Raw genomic sequence first — 16028 nt, 5'->3', positions numbered from 1 at the left:
CGCAGGAGATTTCCATGGGCGCCCCCGTCGTCGACATCACCATCGTCAAAGGTAAGACTTTCGAGTTTGCTTACCGCTATGCTGAAGACGAACTGGTTTATTTGCCGATTGTAGCCATGACCAGCCTGGCGCCGGTGCGGCTCACGATCACTGCTCACAATATCCCTGACGGCTGGCCGATTCGGATTGATTGCGTAAAAGCCCCGGAAGAGCTCAACAGCGACCCGGACGGTGATGAGCCGTATTACTTCGCAAAGTTTGTCGACGCCAACACCATTGAGCTCAACACGGTAAACGCGACCTGCTGGAAGACCTATACGTCCGGCGGCTTGGCCGTGTTCCGAAAGCCTGTCGACCTCACAGGTTACAAGGCAAGGATGTGGATCAAGACCCGGGTGGGCGGCGATGTGCTGCTCAAGCTCGATTCAGACCCCGCAACCTTACCTGCAGGCACAATCCAGATCGATACCGCGCTAAGCGCCTTCATTCCTAAGTTGTCGGCGGATGCCACTCAGCTGCTCACCTGGAGCAAAGGCGTTTACGACTTCGAAGCAATCACACCGACTGGCGAGGTCTACGCGATCGCGGCAATCAGCGCCGTGACGGTTTCGGATGAGGTCACCCAGTGAAAAGCACCCTGGTCATCCAGCCGCGACGGGGAGAGGCGTTTATCGCCAAGAACCAGGGCGTGGTGGTGACCATGATCGTCCGCGATCAGCAACAGGCCGCGTTTATCGCGAAAGGTTTGCGGGTAGCGATATCGAAGCCGCCCGGCTATTGCGTGCACGTCTCGCGCGACAACGGCGCCGCAGTAATCCTAGCCGGCCAGCGCGGCGCCCCAGGTATCGGTATTCCCGGTCCTGCCGGCGGCTCAACTGTTCAGCGCACAGCGGGTGAAACGCTAAGCGCATTGCTGGCTGTTTACGAACTTGGTGGCCAGGTGTTCATGCTGGATTACCGAGATGCTGGACACATCAACCTTCTGCTTGGAATAACCCTCACGGCGGGAGGCTCAGGCCAGCTACTCAATGTTCAGCGCAGCGGCATCATCGATGACTCGGGCTGGTCATGGACGCCTGGCCGAATCTGGCTTGGTGCCGATGGGTCGCTTACACAGATTGCCCCGGCCAATGGTTACGACCTGTTGATCGGCTCGGCGACTTCCGCAACTCGCATCACTATCAACCTTCAAGACCCAATCGAACTGGAGTAACAACGCATGGCTGGACAAGGCTTCCTCGCTCGGGTTGCTGGGCGCACAAAACAGATTTTCGGTATCCAGACCTCGGTTGGAGCCGCGGACGCAGGCAAGATCCCCGCGCTGGACGCTACGGGTAAGATCGACACCAGCATGATGCCCACTGGTATCGGCGCTAACTCGGTTTCGGTTCCTGCATCCGAAGCAATCGGCGCGGGCAAGTTCGTGAACCTGTGGAGCAACGCTGGAGTTCTGTCGATGCGCCTGGCAGACAACAGCAACGGCCGGCCGGCCCATGGTTATGTGAACACGGCGGTCGCATCGGCGGGCACTGGTACCGCGTACCGGCTCAACACTGTGAACGCTGGGCTGACTGGGCTCGTCGCTGGTGGCGACTACTGGCTTGGGTTGGCAGGCGGCGTACTCACGGCGGCGCTTGATCCGGTTGCAGACACTGGCAAGTTGGACCAGTACCTCGGCCTGGCGAAGTCGGCTACCGAGCTAGCCACCGTTGAGTACGACACGGTCACGCTGTAATGGCAGTCCGTCGCCCTCTGGTTAGGTTTGGGGGCCGTACGCGCCAACTACCAGCGGGCGACGCTCTCGCTGGAGTTCCATGCTATCTGCCAGTGATTCAGCAGTCGTCCGCGATGCTCAAGGTCGCTGTGAACGCTACCGCTTATACCGTCGCTGCTACTCAGCAGAGCGGCACAATTCTCGCAGTATCGGTGGCAATCAATGGCTGACAAGATCCCCCTTAAACTCGTCGACAATGGCTCTGGCTCTGGGTCCATTGCTGAGTTTAGTTCTGCAGATACAGTTCCGGTTTCGCAGGGAGGGACGGGGGGGACGTCTCAATTGGCGGCCCAGTTGGCGCTAGGTTTGGTAAAGCAGACGAGCGTGACCGATACAACGGCTGGTAGCTTGTTAGCTGTAGGGGCAGGTGGTCTATTAGCTGGCGGTAATAACGTCGCCCCACAAGTAATTACTGATGCTAACTCTGCGCTTGCAAATGGATGGTATTCTGGCGGCGGAACAGCCGCTAACATACCTATAGCCGACCAGTTTTCCATTCTTACGGTAGGTTTAGCATCTAGTCAGATAACCCAAACTCTCTACTACCATTCGTCTGACACTATCTTTACTAGAAGACGATACGGTGATGTGACTACTTGGTCTACTTGGACCATTGTCTTCACTATAAAAACAGCAGTCGGAACTGTATCGCAATCAGGTGGCGTGCCCACTGGCGCTATTATTGAAACAGGCACCAACTCTAATGGCACCTACACTAAGTTTGCTTCGGGACTGCTAATTTGTGAAGGGGCGGTTGCGGATTTTTCAGTTCCCGCCAACAGCTACACCCAATGCCCAACAATAACTTTCCCAGCTACTTTCGCCAATATGGGTTATGCCGTGCACATAAGAAGCACCCCCACTGTATCGTCTGATGTTTATGGGTATAACTATACCAACAGCATTGGTCTATCCACATACGCAGAAATGTATAGAAATGGTGCTTCCGCCCAAAATATAGCAAACGGTCGATACACTGCTATCGGGAGATGGTTCTAATGCGTATTAAACTTTCGCCTAGTCGCAACGATGACACTCTCTCAGTGGTTAAGATGGGCAACATTCTTACCATCAACGACGTTACATTCGACTTCTCTCAAATGAAAGATGGTGACACTCTTCCTCGTTCGGCAATCCAGTCAGAGTGGTTTGTCGGAGACGTAGATAACACCGGCGGTGAACTAACGTTGACGCTCCTGCTCCCGCTTCCTGTTAATTTCAGTCAGGAGCAGGCATTCCCTGTTGATCTGACTAATGTGCCAGACGGCCCCGTCGTATTCCCGCAGCCATTACCAATCATTGAAGTTCAAACTGAGGTGCCTGCATGAGTATCGACTGGAGCAAACTCAATACCGCGTCGGACAAGAGCGCGACTGCGCTAGCCGCTACCAAGGCAGATATTGCATCCCGACGATTCACTGCGGAAACACGAGGCATCACCCTAAACGGTATGTCCATTAACACGGACCGCACTAGCCAGGGGTTAATCACAGGGGCTGTAGTTGAAACTTTGCTAGACCCTACTTACGTGTGTAACTGGAAAACCTCAGATGGTTGGGTACAGTTGCAGCCTGATGTAACGAAGGCCGTCGGGCAGGCAGTTAGAGCACACGTCCAGTCTTGTTTTAACCGAGAAGGTGTTCTTTCCGCAGCAGTCTCTGCAGGCACATACACTGATGCAATGCTGGAAGAAGGGTGGCCAGTGTGAGCAAATTCCTCACCACCCTGAAAACCAAACAGGTCGGTAAGTTCAATCACACGCTGCTGGCCTATCTTGCGCTCACGGATGATGAGATTGGCACCATAATCGTACCCTGTGGGTTTCAGACGGACTTCGCCAGTATCCTCGTACTGCACAATGTTTTCCTGTTCCCTCTGTTTGCCCTCATCGCCGGTTACGGGAACTACGCGGCAACGGTGCATGACTGGCTCTACACGACGGGCAAAGTGACCAGGGAACAGGCTGATGCCGTGCTTTACCGGGCGCTGCGTGCGGAAGGTGTCGCAGCCTGGCGGGCCTGGCTGTTTTGGGCTGGTGTCCGCATCGGCGGAGCATCGAAATATAACAAATTCTCAGCGATGCCCGGGCGCTAGCTAGGATTATTGCCGACTAAGCAACCTTGAAGATGCTGCAGCAATATGTGATCAATGTTTGCCTGAGGGCATAAGGTTCGACCGCCAAGTTGCGCACGCACTTGGCAGCCTAACTTTAAATCTTCGTTAAAACGACTGCGACGATAAGGCCAAGTACAACAGCGGTTACCGGGTCGAGTCCACTAGTGCAGAGCACCTTGACTACGCCGCAGAACGCCGTTAGGCGTCCGATTAAAGCTGCTGAACCAGCCTGATTGGTAATACCCATGGGCATTCCTCCCTAGCTGTTCTCCCAGTCTCATGTAGCAGTTGGCGGGGAGATTCAGACTAATGCTGTCTATTTTCCAATTTCCGGTTGCCCGGTTTTTTCCAGCGTGGAACGGTGACAGCAACCCAACTGGATCGTAAGCGGCTCGAGTAATAGCTCGTACCGTTCTGAACCTTCGCGGTGGCGGAAAATACCATTAATCAAAAACCTCTGCTACTAGACTTCACTTAAATAGCCCGTCATGTAGCAGGCACGATCAGCTCTACCCCCTGATTCCGCACATTCCCCACGGCAGTCAGCACCTTGAACCACTCAAAGGTTTCAGCTGGCTCTCCCTGCTGCAGCACTATCTGCTCTGCGCGATCCCTGGGTGTCGCTGGGTCAAGCCATTCCCTTGCCAGCTCTGGCGACAGTACGACCGGTCTACGGTCATGCACATCCACCATTCCCCCTTCGCTGTCTGCAGTAATTATCACAAAGCCGTCATCCTCGCGCAGCTCCTCGGAGGGGAATTGTCCGATGGATGCGCACAGGATCGGAGCACCGTCTCGGCGCCGAATCAAATAGGGTTGTTTCTTCGGTCCACCTTCATAGACCCACTCGAACCAGTTGTCGATCGGCGTGATGGCGCGGTGTGGCCAGGCCGCCCGAAAGAAAGGTCCGTGGGCGACTTTCTCTGCGCGGGCGTTGATCGGTGCAGGCTTGTCCGTTGCCCAGTGCGGACGCCACCCCCATCGCACCAGGTCGGCTCGCAGCACTTCGCCTTCCTGGTGGAGTAGGGCGACCAGGGTCGCGGGTGCGACGTTGTAGCGTCCAAGAGGCTGATCACCCACGTTATTGACCACGGGGTTCGGCATGCTCAACGCCTCTACAAAGTCGTGAATGCCGTGGTACTGGGAAAGTCTTCCGCACATGGCCAGCCCTCCGTCGAGTTTTCCATGCTTCCAATTGACGTTGAGTCTAGATGAAAGTTAACTGTATGGATAAACAGCTATAGGGTTGCGCCATGTACTTTTTGATTCGGCAGATGAGGCGGCGCGGAGCCGCTTTGCCTTGGACTGAAATTCATGCAATCGCTCCACTGGAGGGCGACATCTATGTTCAATCAGCTCAGTGCGAAGCGCTGAACAGGAATTCAGAGATAGCCACGGTGCGGAAGCTTAATCCAGTTGGGCCTGAGCCAATTAACCCGCTGCTCGATGCCAGGCTTTCAGGAATGGCTACCGGTGGATTTGTGCTGAGTGGCATGGAAGAGATAGATGGCTGCCTTTATGCGCAGTCGTGGTATTGCAAGTCGCGTGATTGAGATTGTGTTTGGTCGGCAGGACGCCGGGGAAGGTTGGGCCAATTCTTGGGCCAATCTTTGCGGATTGCTCAGGCGAGAGCAGGGAATTCAGCGTAAATACAGGGGTTTGAGAAACAGCTTAAATGGCTCAATCCCCTGTATTTCCCGCACATTCCGTTATAAGCAAATGTCGCGTATTGCCAATAGCGCGCTGACTTCTGGAAAGACTGAAGCATTTGTACACTGGGGTCCAAGACCTTGGCAATTAATGTCGATCACGTAACAGTTCCATAACATTACTGTCTGCCCCGGCCTTGAGCAGGCTGGCTGACCATTTCATAAATGTCGAGGCTGAGGTATAAATGGCAATTGCTCATCACAGGAGCTATGAGGAATGGATTCTAAAGAACAGCAGCTTACGGAATTACTCGGACTGACGGCACGTACTTTGACGCACCTCACCGCGTCGATAACGTCCATGTCATTCGAGTTGCTGCGCAGCAATGATGAGATTACCCGGTCGGCGGGGCGGCGCATGATTGATCGCATGGCGACCATCAGCGTCGGCCTTGATGATCATTGGCGCCTGATCGGCGAACTGACCGGCGTTCACGTCGCTCAGGAGCAGATCGAAACCGTCGATGAGTTGCAAATGCAGCACAAGTCAGTCACTCCGATAGCCTGATGCTGCTGATCAACTGACGCGCATCGGCACACCTGCACGGGCCGTATCGGCCCGCTTGATGCCCCCCGATTCACAAGACGAACCCCTCTGGCGTACTCGCCCCTCAACCGCCATAGTTTTGTTTCCGCTGCCGTAAGGTGGCCCAAAACAAAATGAGGCTGGCAATGACCAAGACCCTCCACCACCGTGCCTGCCACCTGTGTGAAGCCATTTGCGGGCTGACCATCGAGACCACGACCCAAGAGGGTGCCGGGGTGCGGATTACGTCGATCAAGGGCGATGCTCTGGACAGCTTCAGTCGGGGGCACATCTGCCCCAAGGCGGTGGCGCTGCAAGATATCCAGAACGATCCTGACCGTCTGCGCCAGCCGATGCTCCGAGTGGGCAGCGAGTGGCAGCCCATCGAATGGCAAGCGGCGTTTGACCTGGTCGCAGACCGTCTGTTCGCCCTGCAACAGCGTCATGGGCAAAATGCGGTGGCGGTCTATCAAGGCAACCCTAGCGTGCACAACTACGGGCTGATGACCCACAGCAACTATTTCCTGGGGTTGCTGAAAACCCGCAATCGATTTTCTGCGACGTCCGTAGATCAGCTGCCTCATCATTTGAGCAGCCATTTGATGTATGGACACGGTTTGTTGCTGCCCATACCCGACATTGATCACACCGACTTCATGCTGATTCTTGGCGGCAACCCGCTGGCGTCGAATGGCAGCATCATGACCGTCCCCGACGTTGAAAAGCGCCTTAAGGCGATTCAGGCACGAGGCGGCAAGGTGGTGGTGGTTGATCCTCGTCGCAGCGAAACGGCAGCGATTGCCGATCAACATATATTCGTGCAGCCCGGTGGGGATGCCGCGCTGTTGTTTGGCATGCTCAACACCCTGTTCGACGAGTGCCTGACGCGCGACAGTCATCTGCCGGTAGATGGGCTGGATGAGGTGCGGCAGGCCATCGACCACCTGAGCGCTGAAGCCATGAGCCCGCGTTGTGGAATACCTGCTGAACAGATTCGCCAGCTGGCGCGTGACTTTTCCCGTGCCGACAAAGCGGTGTGCTATGGGCGGATGGGGATTTCCACGCAGTCCTTCGGCACGCTTTGCCATTGGCTGGTGCAACTGATCAATCTGGTCACCGGCAACCTGGACCGTGTCGGTGGGGCGCTGTGTACGGAGCCCGCAGTGGATCTGGTCAGCTCGACCTCGGGCGGGCATTTCAATCGCTGGCAGAGCCGGGTTTCGGGTCTGCCGGAATACGCGGGCGAGCTACCGGTTTCTGCCTTGGCTGAAGAAATATTGAGCGAAGGGGAAGGGCAGGTCCGTGCGCTGATCACGGTTGCGGGCAATCCGGTGCTCTCGACCCCTAACGGGCGCAAGCTGGAGCAGGCGCTGGATGGTCTGGAGTTCATGCTCAGCATTGACCTGTACATCAACGAAACCACGCGCTATGCCGACCTGATTCTGCCGTCGACTTCTGCGCTGGAAAACGATCATTACGACACCACGTTCAATATGTTTGCGGTGCGCAATGTCACACGATTCAATCGTGCGATTCTCGAAAAGCCGCAAGGCGCGTTGCACGATTGGGAGATTTTCGTCGGCCTGGCCCAGGCATTTTCCGCAAAGGCCGGGCGCGAGCTGAAACCGACAATACCGCCAGCACGCATGATTGACCTGGGTTTGCGCGCCGGCTTGTACGGCGATGCGACTGAACACAAACTCTCGTTGGAGACGTTGCGCGATCATCCGCATGGACTGGATCTGGGGGCACTCAAACCCAACCTTCAGCCGCGTCTGAAAACGGCCAATCAGCGGATTCAGGCGGCACCTGCCGTGATCCTTGCCGATCTGGCGCGGTTCTCTGCAATGCAGGCGCCTCAACAAGCAGGAGCGCTGCTGCTGATTGGCCGTCGTCATGTGCGCAGTAATAACTCATGGATGCATAATTATCACCGGTTGGTGAAAGGCAAGCCGCGTCATCAGTTACTGATGCACCCGGATGATCTGTCCAGCCGCGGGCTGACTGACGGGCAATGGGTTCGGGTCAGTTCGCGGGTCGGGGTGGTCGAGGTGCAAGTCCTGGGCAGCGTCGAGATGATGCCGGGGGTGGTGAGCCTGCCTCATGGGTGGGGCCATGCGCGCCCTGGGGTGCACATGAGCATCGCCAGCAAGCAGCCGGGCGTCAGCGCCAACGACCTGACTGATGAGCACCAACTGGACGCATTGTCAGGTAACGCCGTACTGAACGGGGTGCCGGTGCACGTGGCGGCGGCGTAAGTAACCCGTCGGCGGTTGAGTAGAGCCCGAGCGTAGTGCTCGGGATTCCGTTACAATGCGCCACCGTGCCGACATCTGAGTCGGAAAGTTCAGCCGAGGTGCTCCATGGATATCATCGAAACTATTAAAGAGCAGATTGCCAGCAACACCATTCTGCTTTACATGAAAGGCTCTCCGAATGCTCCGCAGTGCGGTTTTTCGGCGAAAGCTTCCCAGGCATTGATGGCGTGTGGCGAGAAGTTCGCTTACGTCGATATCCTGCAGAACCCGGAAATTCGCGCCAACCTGCCTAAATATGCCAATTGGCCGACGTTCCCACAGCTGTGGGTCGGTGGTGAACTGGTTGGCGGCAGCGATATCATCACCGAGCTGTTTGCCAGTGGTGAGCTGCAAACGCAGGTCAAAGAAGCGACCGCCAAAGCCGCAGCGGATAAAGCCGACGCTTGATGGATGCTGATGTGAGTCTGCCCAGAAGCTATGGGAGCAGGCTTGCCTGCGAATGATTTGACGCGGTGTGCCTGACTCACCGCGTTCAAATACCAGGCATTAAAAAGCCCCGCCCTCGTGATTGAGGTGCGGGGCTTTTTCGTCAGTGAGCGATCAGTCGCCCATCTGCGACTGCAAGTAGTTTTCGATCCCGACTTTATCGATCAAGCCTAACTGGGTTTCAAGCCAGTCGATATGCTCTTCTTCGGATTCGAGAATGTCCTCGAGCAGCTCACGGCTACCGAAGTCGCCAACAACTTCAAAGTGCGCGATGGCCGCTTTGAGGTCAGTCAGCGCTATTTTTTCGATTTTGAGGTCGCACTCAAGCATTTCCTTGGTGTGCTCTCCGATCAGGATCTTGCCCAGATCTTGTACGTTAGGCAGGCCTTCCAGGAACAGAATGCGCTTGATCAGCTTGTCAGCGTGTTTCATCTCGTCGATGGATTCGTGGTACTCGTGCGCGCCGAGTTTTTTCAGGCCCCAATCTTCATACATGCGGGCATGCAGAAAGTATTGATTGATTGCGACCAGCTCGTTTCCGAGGATCTTGTTGAGATGCTGGATGACGGTGATGTCGCCTTTCATGTCGAGGTCCTGTTCTATGGCTTATGTAGATAGGCTCGGAGTCTGAGCCGCACTAATAGGGGCTGTCAAACCTAAGGTATTGAATAATAAGTCGAATTAAATACTAATAAGAGTGTTTGAGTTCCGTATTTATCGGCTAAGCGTTTGAATTAAAGACATAAAAAAACCGGACACAAGGTCCGGTTCTTTGAAAAGGCGCCATTCAGGCAACTGAAAACTCTGCGGGGTAGGCCAGCATTACCTGGCTGCTTTGCAGCTCCGTCAGGGTTTCACGCACCACGGCTTTGGCAACGGTCGCGCATTTGCCACATTGGCTGGCGACGCCTAACGTTTGGCGGACATCACGGTAACTGCAGCAACCCTCAAGGATCGCGTCCCGGATTTGCCCATCAGTAACACCTTGGCAGAGGCAGACATACATAAGTGAGAACCGTCGCTGGTTGATGACTCAGTGCTGGGGATACTAATCGTAATGAGAATGCTTGTCAAAGCAGCTTGTCTGAGGCCTGGATTAGAGCTGTCGACTCCGGGCAGGGAGCGATGGGGAGGTCGCGGATAAGCCAGTCTTGTCCTGTAAACAGGTTTGAGCGCGCCCCTTGCGTCCAGAACACAGCGCCGCGTCGAATACTGGGCGGCATCTCCTATAAAACACCTGATGGCGCACATGAAAAACCGGCCACGTGGGCCGGTTTTTGGAGAGCAGGACAGGCTTCAGTCGTTGAAGTCTTCCCAGCCACCCATTTGTTTCCAGCGGTTGACGATGCCGCAGAACAGTTCTGCGGTTTTTTCGGTGTCGTAGCGGGCTGAGTGTGCTTCACGGCCATCAAAGTCGATGTCCGCGGTCTGACAGGCCTTGGCGAGCACGGTTTGACCGTAAGCCAGACCCGCTAGGGTCGCGGTGTCGAAACTGGAGAACGGGTGGAAAGGGTTGCGCTTCATGTCCAGGCGCGCGACTGCAGCATTTACGAAGCCGAGGTCGAAGCTGGCGTTATGCCCCACCAGAATCGCACGTTTGCAGCCATTGGCTTTCAAGGCTTTGCGAACACCACGGAAGATGTCGGTCAGCGCAGTTTCTTCGCTGACAGCCATGCGCAGCGGGTGATCGAGCTTGATCCCGGTGAACTCCAGCGCGGCAGCTTCGATATTGGCGCCTTCGAACGGTTCAACGCGGTAGAAGTAAGTGTGCTCAGGGAACACGAAGCCTTTTTCGTCCATGCCGATCGTGACTGCGGCGATTTCCAGCAGCGCATCGGTCGCCGAGTTGAATCCGCCGGTTTCTACGTCGATAACGACCGGCAGATAGCCGCGGAAACGGGCAGCCATCGGGTGCCGAGAGCCGCCTCCGCCTCCGCCGCCATGACCGTCCTGTTCGTCGTCGAAATGATCTTCGCTCACGCGTGTTCCTCTAGCAGGCGCCAGCGCAGTTTTTCACCGGCGCGCAGCGGAATTACGGACAGCGTGCCAAACGGCAGGCTGGTAGGTGCGGTCCATTCATCACGGACCAGCGTTATGGTGTCGCGGTTGGGTGCCAGGCCATAGAACGCCGGGCCGTGAACGCTGGCAAAACCTTCCAGTTTGTCCAGGGCGTTGCGTTGTTCGAACGCTTCGGCGTACAGCTCGATGGCAGCGTAAGCGGTGTAGCAACCGGCACAGCCGCACGCCGCTTCTTTGGCTTGCTGGGCGTGAGGCGCTGAATCGGTACCGAGGAAGAATTTCGCGCTGCCACTGGTGGCGGCATCGAGCAATGCTTCCTGGTGAGTGTTGCGTTTGAGAATCGGCAGGCAATAGAAGTGCGGGCGAATGCCGCCGACCAACATGTGGTTGCGGTTATAAAGCAGGTGATGGGCGGTGATCGTCGCCCCGACGTTCGCCGAAGCGTCGTTGACGAACTGCACGGCTTCGCGGGTGGTGATGTGTTCGAAAACCACCTTCAGCGTTGGGAAGCGTTCAACCACTCGACGTAAATGCTCATCGATGAAGATTTTTTCACGGTCGAAAACGTCGATTTCGCTACGGGTCACTTCCCCGTGGACCAGAAGCGGCAGGCCGACTTCAGCCATGGTTTCGAGCGCTGGGAAAATTTTGTCGATGCTGGTGACGCCGGAATCGGAGTTGGTGGTTGCCCCGGCCGGGTACAGCTTGGCGGCATGGACAAACCCGCTGGCCTTGGCCGCGCGTATATCCTGCGGCTGGGTCAGGTCGGTCAGGTACAGCACCATCAGCGGTTCGAAGTGGCTGCCTGCCGGGCGCGCAGCAAGAATGCGCTGGCGATAGGCGTCAGCTTCCTGTGCATTACGCACGGGAGGCACCAGGTTCGGCATGATGATTGCGCGTCCAAAAGTACGCGCTACGTCAGCGACGGTGTGAGGCAAAACAGCTCCATCACGGAGGTGAATGTGCCAGTCGTCGGGACGCAGAAGGGTCAGGCGGTCAGACATTGGGGATTCCAGGCGGGTCAAACTCGCTGGGAATGCTACCGGAAAAGACTCTTCCAGGCACTCGCTATCAAGTTTTCCGGGAAGTTACCGATAGCCAGACGTATGCAGTTTTCTAGTGGAGCCTCCCGTGCGCCAGCGTTATCTAGCCTTGCTCAGCGTGTTTGCCAGTCTGCCGGCAGTGGCTATCACCTTCCAGACGCGTCTGGAAAGTATCGAATGGAAAGTCGAAGGTGACAAATTCGAGTGTCGCCTGACCCAACCCATCACCGATTTCGGTGTGGGCGAATTCGTGCGCCGCGCGGGTGAGCAGGCCACGTTTCGTCTCAAGGCTACTGGCAGTATGCTCGGCTCGGGTTCTGCGACCCTGTTGGCGGCGGCAGCGCCCTGGCAGCCGGGGCGCGGTGATATCAATCTGGGCTCGGTCAAAGTAAGCAATGGCGGCATTCCATTCAATAGCTCCCAGGGCCAGGCCGGGCGCCTGATGGCAGGCTTGCTTGAAGGTCGCAGTCCGGTTATTCGTCATTACTCTCAAGAGGGTAATAGTGCTGTGGAAGTGCGGCTGTTACCGGTCAGGTTCAACAAGGCGTTCAGCGATTACCAAGCCTGTACCACCAAGTTGCTACCGATGAATTTCGAACAGGTCAAGCAGGCGCAGATAGGCTTCCCAGGCAACGGCGTCGATCTTGATGCGCCAGCGCGGGCAAAGCTGCAGGTCATCGCTGAGTTCCTAAAAGCCGATCCCACCGTTAACCACATTGAACTCGATGGCCATTCGGATAACAGCGGTAACCGCCTGACCAATCGTGATATGTCGCGGCGCAGGGCGTTGGCGGTGATGGACTTCTTCAAGACTCAAGGTGTGCAGGAAAAGCAGATAACCCTGCGCTTTCATGGCGAGCGGTATCCGCTGGTGCCCAACACCAATGCCGCCAACCGTGCACGCAACCGTCGGGTCAACATCCAGCTGGAACGTGTCGCGCCTGATGAGCCCACACCTGTTGCGGCTGCGAGCAATGCCGCTGCCACGTCCTGAGCGGCATGAATCGGTCGTACTCTCGACACTAACTGTCGCTTCGTCGTCACAAGCTGTCGCGCCTCTGTAAATTGACAGGTTTGAGCGGTAGAATCACCGGTTTTCCGTACAACCCGGTGGAGTGATGGCATGGCGGACGTAAACAAGGTGGTTCTCGCGTATTCCGGTGGCCTGGATACTTCGGTAATCCTCAAGTGGCTGCAGGACACGTACAACTGCGAAGTAGTGACTTTCACTGCTGACTTGGGCCAAGGCGAAGAAGTCGAGCCCGCCCGCGCCAAGGCAAAAGCCATGGGCGTGAAAGAAATCTACATTGACGATCTTCGCGAAGAGTTCGTGCGCGATTTCGTATTCCCGATGTTCCGCGCCAATACCGTCTACGAGGGCGAGTACCTGCTGGGTACCTCCATCGCACGTCCGCTGATCGCCAAACGTCTGATCGAAATCGCCAACGAAACCGGCGCTGATGCCATTTCCCATGGCGCCACCGGCAAAGGTAACGATCAGGTTCGTTTCGAGCTGGGCGCCTATGCCCTCAAGCCAGGCGTCAAGGTGATTGCTCCATGGCGTGAATGGGACCTGCTGTCGCGCGAAAAACTGATGGATTACGCTGAAAAGCACTCCATCCCGATCGAGCGTCACGGCAAGAAGAAGTCGCCGTACTCCATGGATGCCAACCTGCTGCACATCTCCTATGAAGGCGGCGTGCTGGAAGACACCTGGACTGAGCACGAAGAAGACATGTGGCGCTGGACCAAGTCCCCAGAGGACGCGCCGAACGTTGCAACGTATCTTGAGCTGACCTATCGCAATGGCGATATCGTGGCGCTGGACGGCGTAGATATGACGCCTGCGACAGTATTGGCCACCCTGAACCGCATCGGCGGCGAAAACGGTATCGGACGTCTGGATATCGTCGAGAACCGTTATGTGGGCATGAAGTCTCGTGGCTGCTATGAGACACCAGGTGGCACCATCATGCTGCGCGCTCACCGCGCCATTGAGTCAATCACCCTGGACCGTGAAGTCGCTCACCTCAAAGACGAGTTGATGCCTAAGTACGCCAGCATGATTTACACCGGCTACTGGTGGAGCCCTGAGCGTCTGATGTTGCAACAGATGATCGACGCGTCTCAGGCCCACGTGAACGGCGTTGTGCGTCTGAAGCTGTATAAAGGCAATGTCATCGTGACAGGTCGTAAATCCGACGAGTCGTTGTTCGATGCAAATATTGCGACGTTTGAAGAGGACGGCGGCGCTTACAATCAGGCGGACGCAGCCGGCTTTATCAAATTGAATGCTCTGCGCATGCGCATTGCTGCAAACAAAGGCCGTAAGTTGTTCTGATGGCCGGTGCCGGGGGCCATTGAATAAACCAAGGTTTGTTTGAGGTATTCGTGCACGGAAGCGATATAGCCCTTGACCCATTTTTCCAATGGAAGCGGGTCAAGGGCCAGCGTTGAATTTGAGTCTGGCAACGCTTTTCAGCGCTGCCAGGTCATCGCATAGGGACTGCCAAGTCGTCCTGTGATTCAACTCTGCAGTCTCGGGTGCACCCGTGAAATGGATCACTGAGGCTTTGATTCTGGTGTCTTCTTTAGTCTCTTGGCCCCCGTTGCGTACGTGACAGGACGTTCGTGAACAGTCGTGTTAGTGAGCGGTGCTGTGGTGTCGAAAAGTGTAATCAAGTCTTTCGGCGTTTTACGGTAGCGCGTCATCAGCGCTTTGATTTTTTTCTCGAACTCAAGCTCCTTTATTAAGGATGAATTTTTTTTGAGTGACGCCAGCAACGACAGTTGTTGCTCAAGCGCTTTTTGGGTGTCGTGATAATCTTTTAATAGCGTCATTGTATGCTCTGCTCAATTGGATGAGGGACCTTGACGGTGCGCGGTGTTTTTACGTTAGCGTTGGCTCGTCAGTTTTTAAGGCTGAGGGCATTCGCAGGCGGCTTCTCATTACACTAGTCGCTTTTTAGATACGAGGCGTCGCGTCACTCATTCAAAGGAATAGTTTGGGTTTTGATTTCTCAGGGCTCGCGTCTTAAGAGGCTTAAGGTCTTCATCGTCGGTCGGACGGCGTTGGAAGATAATTCGGTGGGTGTTCACGGTAAACGCCTACGCAATTAAGTAAATGAAGTGTTGTTAATTCTAGAGTTGTCCATGGCGCCTGTCGTATTGTTCCTACGGCGGGCAACGAACAGTTGAACAGCGCTCTCGTGTATTCGGGTGTTTTCATAGATAAATAACACGGTCTGATTCAATTACCCATACGGCGGAAATGTCGGAGTGTGGTGTGCTTTTTGCCCAGCGGTTAATTAACTCAATGAGTTCGTCATGCGGCATCGGTTCGTCCCAGTCTTTAATCACTAAAATCCACCGGGCAGAGGGGGGGGTGTTACTGTGAGAGGTGCTGTTCTGGACAGTGAGCAGGGATAGGGTATTCTCTAAGTCGCGCTGACAGGAGATGGGCCCTCCATAAAAAGCATCCTGTCTATTGGCAGGGTGGAGCAAGAGTTTCGAAAATGATTTCTTCTTATTCCCGTTTGTAGGCGCTTTGAGTGGGGGTTGCTGCGGCGTGTCTTTAGAATAAAGATCGGTTTTTTTTGAGACCTTTAGAAAGTTTTTTTCATTGGAGAAGTCAGAGGGCGCATAGAGGGCTTTATAGTTGAAGTTTAATGTCAAAAAAAACATAAGCGTCAGGGTGCAAGGGAAGACAATGAGGAACCAAACATAAAGGGTCTGGTTGTCCTCGTGTAGAAAGGGCAGCGCCGTGGCGGCGGAGGCTTCGGAGAGCGCTGCGAACAAGGCAATTATACGCACTGGGTTCATGCCGGTGATGGAGTCTTTATTCATGTTAGTTCCTGAGGGTAGTGTCAGTGGATGTGAGGTGAGCAGTGAGTAATGTTGTTTAAGCGGATTGTGCGATCTTTTGCAATAGGCAAACCCACGCGGGTATGTTTAACGGTGGCGGCGGGGGCGGATTTAATTGCGATAGATAACTAAGTTCTTTAGTTATTAGAGAGGGACAGTGTGGGGCTTTTCGATGGCGTCGGCTAACAACTGGCTTAAGGCTGCCTGGCACGGGCAGGCAGGGGTTGAAAAGAC

General features: G+C 55.4%; 20 protein-coding genes. 13 read left to right on the top strand and 7 right to left on the bottom strand.

The window, feature by feature from the left end; genetic code table 11:
• Positions 1-14 precede the first annotated feature (14 nt).
• The 7 genes from ACVBEG_RS20360 to ACVBEG_RS20330 all read left to right on the top strand — a co-directional run bounded on the left by ACVBEG_RS20360 (position 15) and on the right by ACVBEG_RS20330 (position 3868).
• A complete protein-coding gene (locus ACVBEG_RS20360; protein WP_447108250.1) occupies positions 15-629 on the top strand; it encodes a hypothetical protein in 615 nt (204 codons plus the stop codon).
• A complete protein-coding gene (locus ACVBEG_RS20355; protein WP_447108249.1) occupies positions 626-1213 on the top strand; it encodes a hypothetical protein in 588 nt (195 codons plus the stop codon). Before ACVBEG_RS20360 ends, ACVBEG_RS20355 begins: the two co-directional genes overlap by 4 nt.
• Positions 1214-1219: 6 nt before the next feature.
• A complete protein-coding gene (locus tag ACVBEG_RS20350) occupies positions 1220-1735 on the top strand; it encodes a hypothetical protein (RefSeq protein WP_447108248.1) in 516 nt (171 codons plus the stop codon).
• A gap of 201 nt (positions 1736-1936) precedes the next feature.
• Positions 1937-2773 (top strand): pyocin knob domain-containing protein, encoded by an 837-nt coding sequence (locus tag ACVBEG_RS20345; RefSeq protein WP_447108247.1) that lies wholly within the window; start codon positions 1937-1939, stop codon positions 2771-2773.
• The gene (locus tag ACVBEG_RS20340) at positions 2773-3102 is read left to right on the top strand and encodes a hypothetical protein (protein ID WP_447108246.1); all 330 of its coding nucleotides are present in this window, start codon (positions 2773-2775) and stop codon (positions 3100-3102) included. The genes ACVBEG_RS20345 and ACVBEG_RS20340 overlap by 1 nt, the downstream gene beginning before the upstream one ends.
• Entirely contained in the window at positions 3099-3482 is a 384-nt protein-coding gene (locus tag ACVBEG_RS20335) for a DUF4376 domain-containing protein (protein WP_447108245.1), read from the top strand. Before ACVBEG_RS20340 ends, ACVBEG_RS20335 begins: the two co-directional genes overlap by 4 nt.
• Entirely contained in the window at positions 3479-3868 is a 390-nt protein-coding gene (locus ACVBEG_RS20330; protein ID WP_447108244.1) for a DUF1353 domain-containing protein, read from the top strand. The genes ACVBEG_RS20335 and ACVBEG_RS20330 overlap by 4 nt, the downstream gene beginning before the upstream one ends.
• Before the next feature lie 507 nt (positions 3869-4375).
• Here the strand turns inward: ACVBEG_RS20330 and ACVBEG_RS20325 are convergent.
• Positions 4376-5050 (bottom strand): SOS response-associated peptidase family protein, encoded by a 675-nt coding sequence (locus tag ACVBEG_RS20325; RefSeq protein ID WP_447108243.1) that lies wholly within the window; start codon positions 5048-5050, stop codon positions 4376-4378.
• A gap of 92 nt (positions 5051-5142) precedes the next feature.
• Between ACVBEG_RS20325 and ACVBEG_RS20320 the strand changes: the two genes are divergently transcribed.
• From ACVBEG_RS20320 to grxD, 4 genes are all read left to right on the top strand, one after another.
• Positions 5143-5442 carry a hypothetical protein gene (locus tag ACVBEG_RS20320; protein WP_447108242.1) on the top strand — a complete coding sequence of 100 codons (300 nt, stop codon included), beginning with the start codon at positions 5143-5145 and terminating at the stop codon, positions 5440-5442.
• A gap of 373 nt (positions 5443-5815) precedes the next feature.
• The gene (locus ACVBEG_RS20315; protein ID WP_322181436.1) at positions 5816-6106 is read left to right on the top strand and encodes a hypothetical protein; all 291 of its coding nucleotides are present in this window, start codon (positions 5816-5818) and stop codon (positions 6104-6106) included.
• 164 nt (positions 6107-6270) lie between these two features.
• Positions 6271-8382, top strand: a complete 2112-nt coding sequence (locus tag ACVBEG_RS20310) for a molybdopterin oxidoreductase family protein (RefSeq protein WP_322181434.1) — start codon at positions 6271-6273, stop codon at positions 8380-8382.
• 105 nt (positions 8383-8487) lie between these two features.
• The gene (gene grxD / locus ACVBEG_RS20305) at positions 8488-8829 is read left to right on the top strand and encodes a Grx4 family monothiol glutaredoxin (protein WP_219064183.1); all 342 of its coding nucleotides are present in this window, start codon (positions 8488-8490) and stop codon (positions 8827-8829) included.
• Positions 8830-8982: 153 nt separating this feature from the next.
• Here the strand turns inward: grxD and bfr are convergent, their stop codons facing one another.
• The 4 genes from bfr to pyrC form a co-directional block, all read right to left on the bottom strand.
• The gene (gene bfr / locus ACVBEG_RS20300) at positions 8983-9453 is read right to left on the bottom strand and encodes a bacterioferritin (protein ID WP_322181431.1); all 471 of its coding nucleotides are present in this window, start codon (positions 9451-9453) and stop codon (positions 8983-8985) included.
• A gap of 202 nt (positions 9454-9655) precedes the next feature.
• Positions 9656-9874, bottom strand: a complete 219-nt coding sequence (locus ACVBEG_RS20295) for a bacterioferritin-associated ferredoxin (protein WP_322181429.1) — start codon at positions 9872-9874, stop codon at positions 9656-9658.
• Positions 9875-10164: 290 nt separating this feature from the next.
• Positions 10165-10848: a ribonuclease T gene (gene rnt / locus ACVBEG_RS20290; RefSeq protein WP_322181427.1), complete on the bottom strand. Its 684-nt coding sequence runs from the start codon at positions 10846-10848 to the stop codon at positions 10165-10167.
• Entirely contained in the window at positions 10845-11891 is a 1047-nt protein-coding gene (gene pyrC / locus ACVBEG_RS20285) for a dihydroorotase (protein WP_322181425.1), read from the bottom strand. Before pyrC ends, rnt begins: the two co-directional genes overlap by 4 nt.
• 127 nt (positions 11892-12018) lie before the next feature.
• Between pyrC and ACVBEG_RS20280 the strand changes: the two genes are divergently transcribed.
• The gene (locus tag ACVBEG_RS20280; protein ID WP_322181423.1) at positions 12019-12924 is read left to right on the top strand and encodes a flagellar protein MotY; all 906 of its coding nucleotides are present in this window, start codon (positions 12019-12021) and stop codon (positions 12922-12924) included.
• 129 nt (positions 12925-13053) lie between these two features.
• Positions 13054-14271 carry an argininosuccinate synthase gene (locus ACVBEG_RS20275; protein ID WP_219064177.1) on the top strand — a complete coding sequence of 406 codons (1218 nt, stop codon included), beginning with the start codon at positions 13054-13056 and terminating at the stop codon, positions 14269-14271.
• Between the two features lie 221 nt (positions 14272-14492).
• Here ACVBEG_RS20275 and ACVBEG_RS20270 read toward each other — a convergent pair whose 3' ends face one another.
• Complete coding sequence (locus ACVBEG_RS20270) at positions 14493-14771, bottom strand: hypothetical protein (RefSeq protein ID WP_322181421.1); 279 nt, start codon at positions 14769-14771, stop codon at positions 14493-14495.
• A gap of 384 nt (positions 14772-15155) precedes the next feature.
• Entirely contained in the window at positions 15156-15776 is a 621-nt protein-coding gene (locus tag ACVBEG_RS20265) for a hypothetical protein (RefSeq protein WP_323565662.1), read from the bottom strand.
• Between the last annotated feature and the right edge of the window lie 252 nt (positions 15777-16028).

The organism is Pseudomonas sp. GG8, assembly GCF_052976945.1.
Note: the sequence above shows the minus strand (reverse complement) of the source record. Positions and strands in the feature narration are given on the sequence as shown.

Bases quoted from the DNA above. Each gene is read 5' to 3' on its own strand.
- ACVBEG_RS20335 (WP_447108245.1), top strand. From the start codon at position 3,099: ATGAGTATCGACTGGAGCAAACTCAATACCGCGTCGGACAAGAGCGCG.
- ACVBEG_RS20270 (WP_322181421.1), bottom strand. From the start codon at position 14,771: ATGACGCTATTAAAAGATTATCACGACACCCAAAAAGCGCTTGAGCAA.
- pyrC (WP_322181425.1), bottom strand. From the start codon at position 11,891: ATGTCTGACCGCCTGACCCTTCTGCGTCCCGACGACTGGCACATTCAC.
- ACVBEG_RS20345 (WP_447108247.1), top strand. From the start codon at position 1,937: ATGGCTGACAAGATCCCCCTTAAACTCGTCGACAATGGCTCTGGCTCT.
- ACVBEG_RS20275 (WP_219064177.1), top strand. From the start codon at position 13,054: ATGGCGGACGTAAACAAGGTGGTTCTCGCGTATTCCGGTGGCCTGGAT.
- ACVBEG_RS20295 (WP_322181429.1), bottom strand. From the start codon at position 9,874: ATGTATGTCTGCCTCTGCCAAGGTGTTACTGATGGGCAAATCCGGGAC.
- bfr (WP_322181431.1), bottom strand. From the start codon at position 9,453: ATGAAAGGCGACATCACCGTCATCCAGCATCTCAACAAGATCCTCGGA.
- ACVBEG_RS20310 (WP_322181434.1), top strand. From the start codon at position 6,271: ATGACCAAGACCCTCCACCACCGTGCCTGCCACCTGTGTGAAGCCATT.
- ACVBEG_RS20325 (WP_447108243.1), bottom strand. From the start codon at position 5,050: ATGTGCGGAAGACTTTCCCAGTACCACGGCATTCACGACTTTGTAGAG.
- grxD (WP_219064183.1), top strand. From the start codon at position 8,488: ATGGATATCATCGAAACTATTAAAGAGCAGATTGCCAGCAACACCATT.
- ACVBEG_RS20315 (WP_322181436.1), top strand. From the start codon at position 5,816: ATGGATTCTAAAGAACAGCAGCTTACGGAATTACTCGGACTGACGGCA.
- ACVBEG_RS20360 (WP_447108250.1), top strand. From the start codon at position 15: ATGGGCGCCCCCGTCGTCGACATCACCATCGTCAAAGGTAAGACTTTC.
- ACVBEG_RS20340 (WP_447108246.1), top strand. From the start codon at position 2,773: ATGCGTATTAAACTTTCGCCTAGTCGCAACGATGACACTCTCTCAGTG.
- ACVBEG_RS20320 (WP_447108242.1), top strand. From the start codon at position 5,143: ATGTACTTTTTGATTCGGCAGATGAGGCGGCGCGGAGCCGCTTTGCCT.
- ACVBEG_RS20265 (WP_323565662.1), bottom strand. From the start codon at position 15,776: ATGAATAAAGACTCCATCACCGGCATGAACCCAGTGCGTATAATTGCC.
- ACVBEG_RS20350 (WP_447108248.1), top strand. From the start codon at position 1,220: ATGGCTGGACAAGGCTTCCTCGCTCGGGTTGCTGGGCGCACAAAACAG.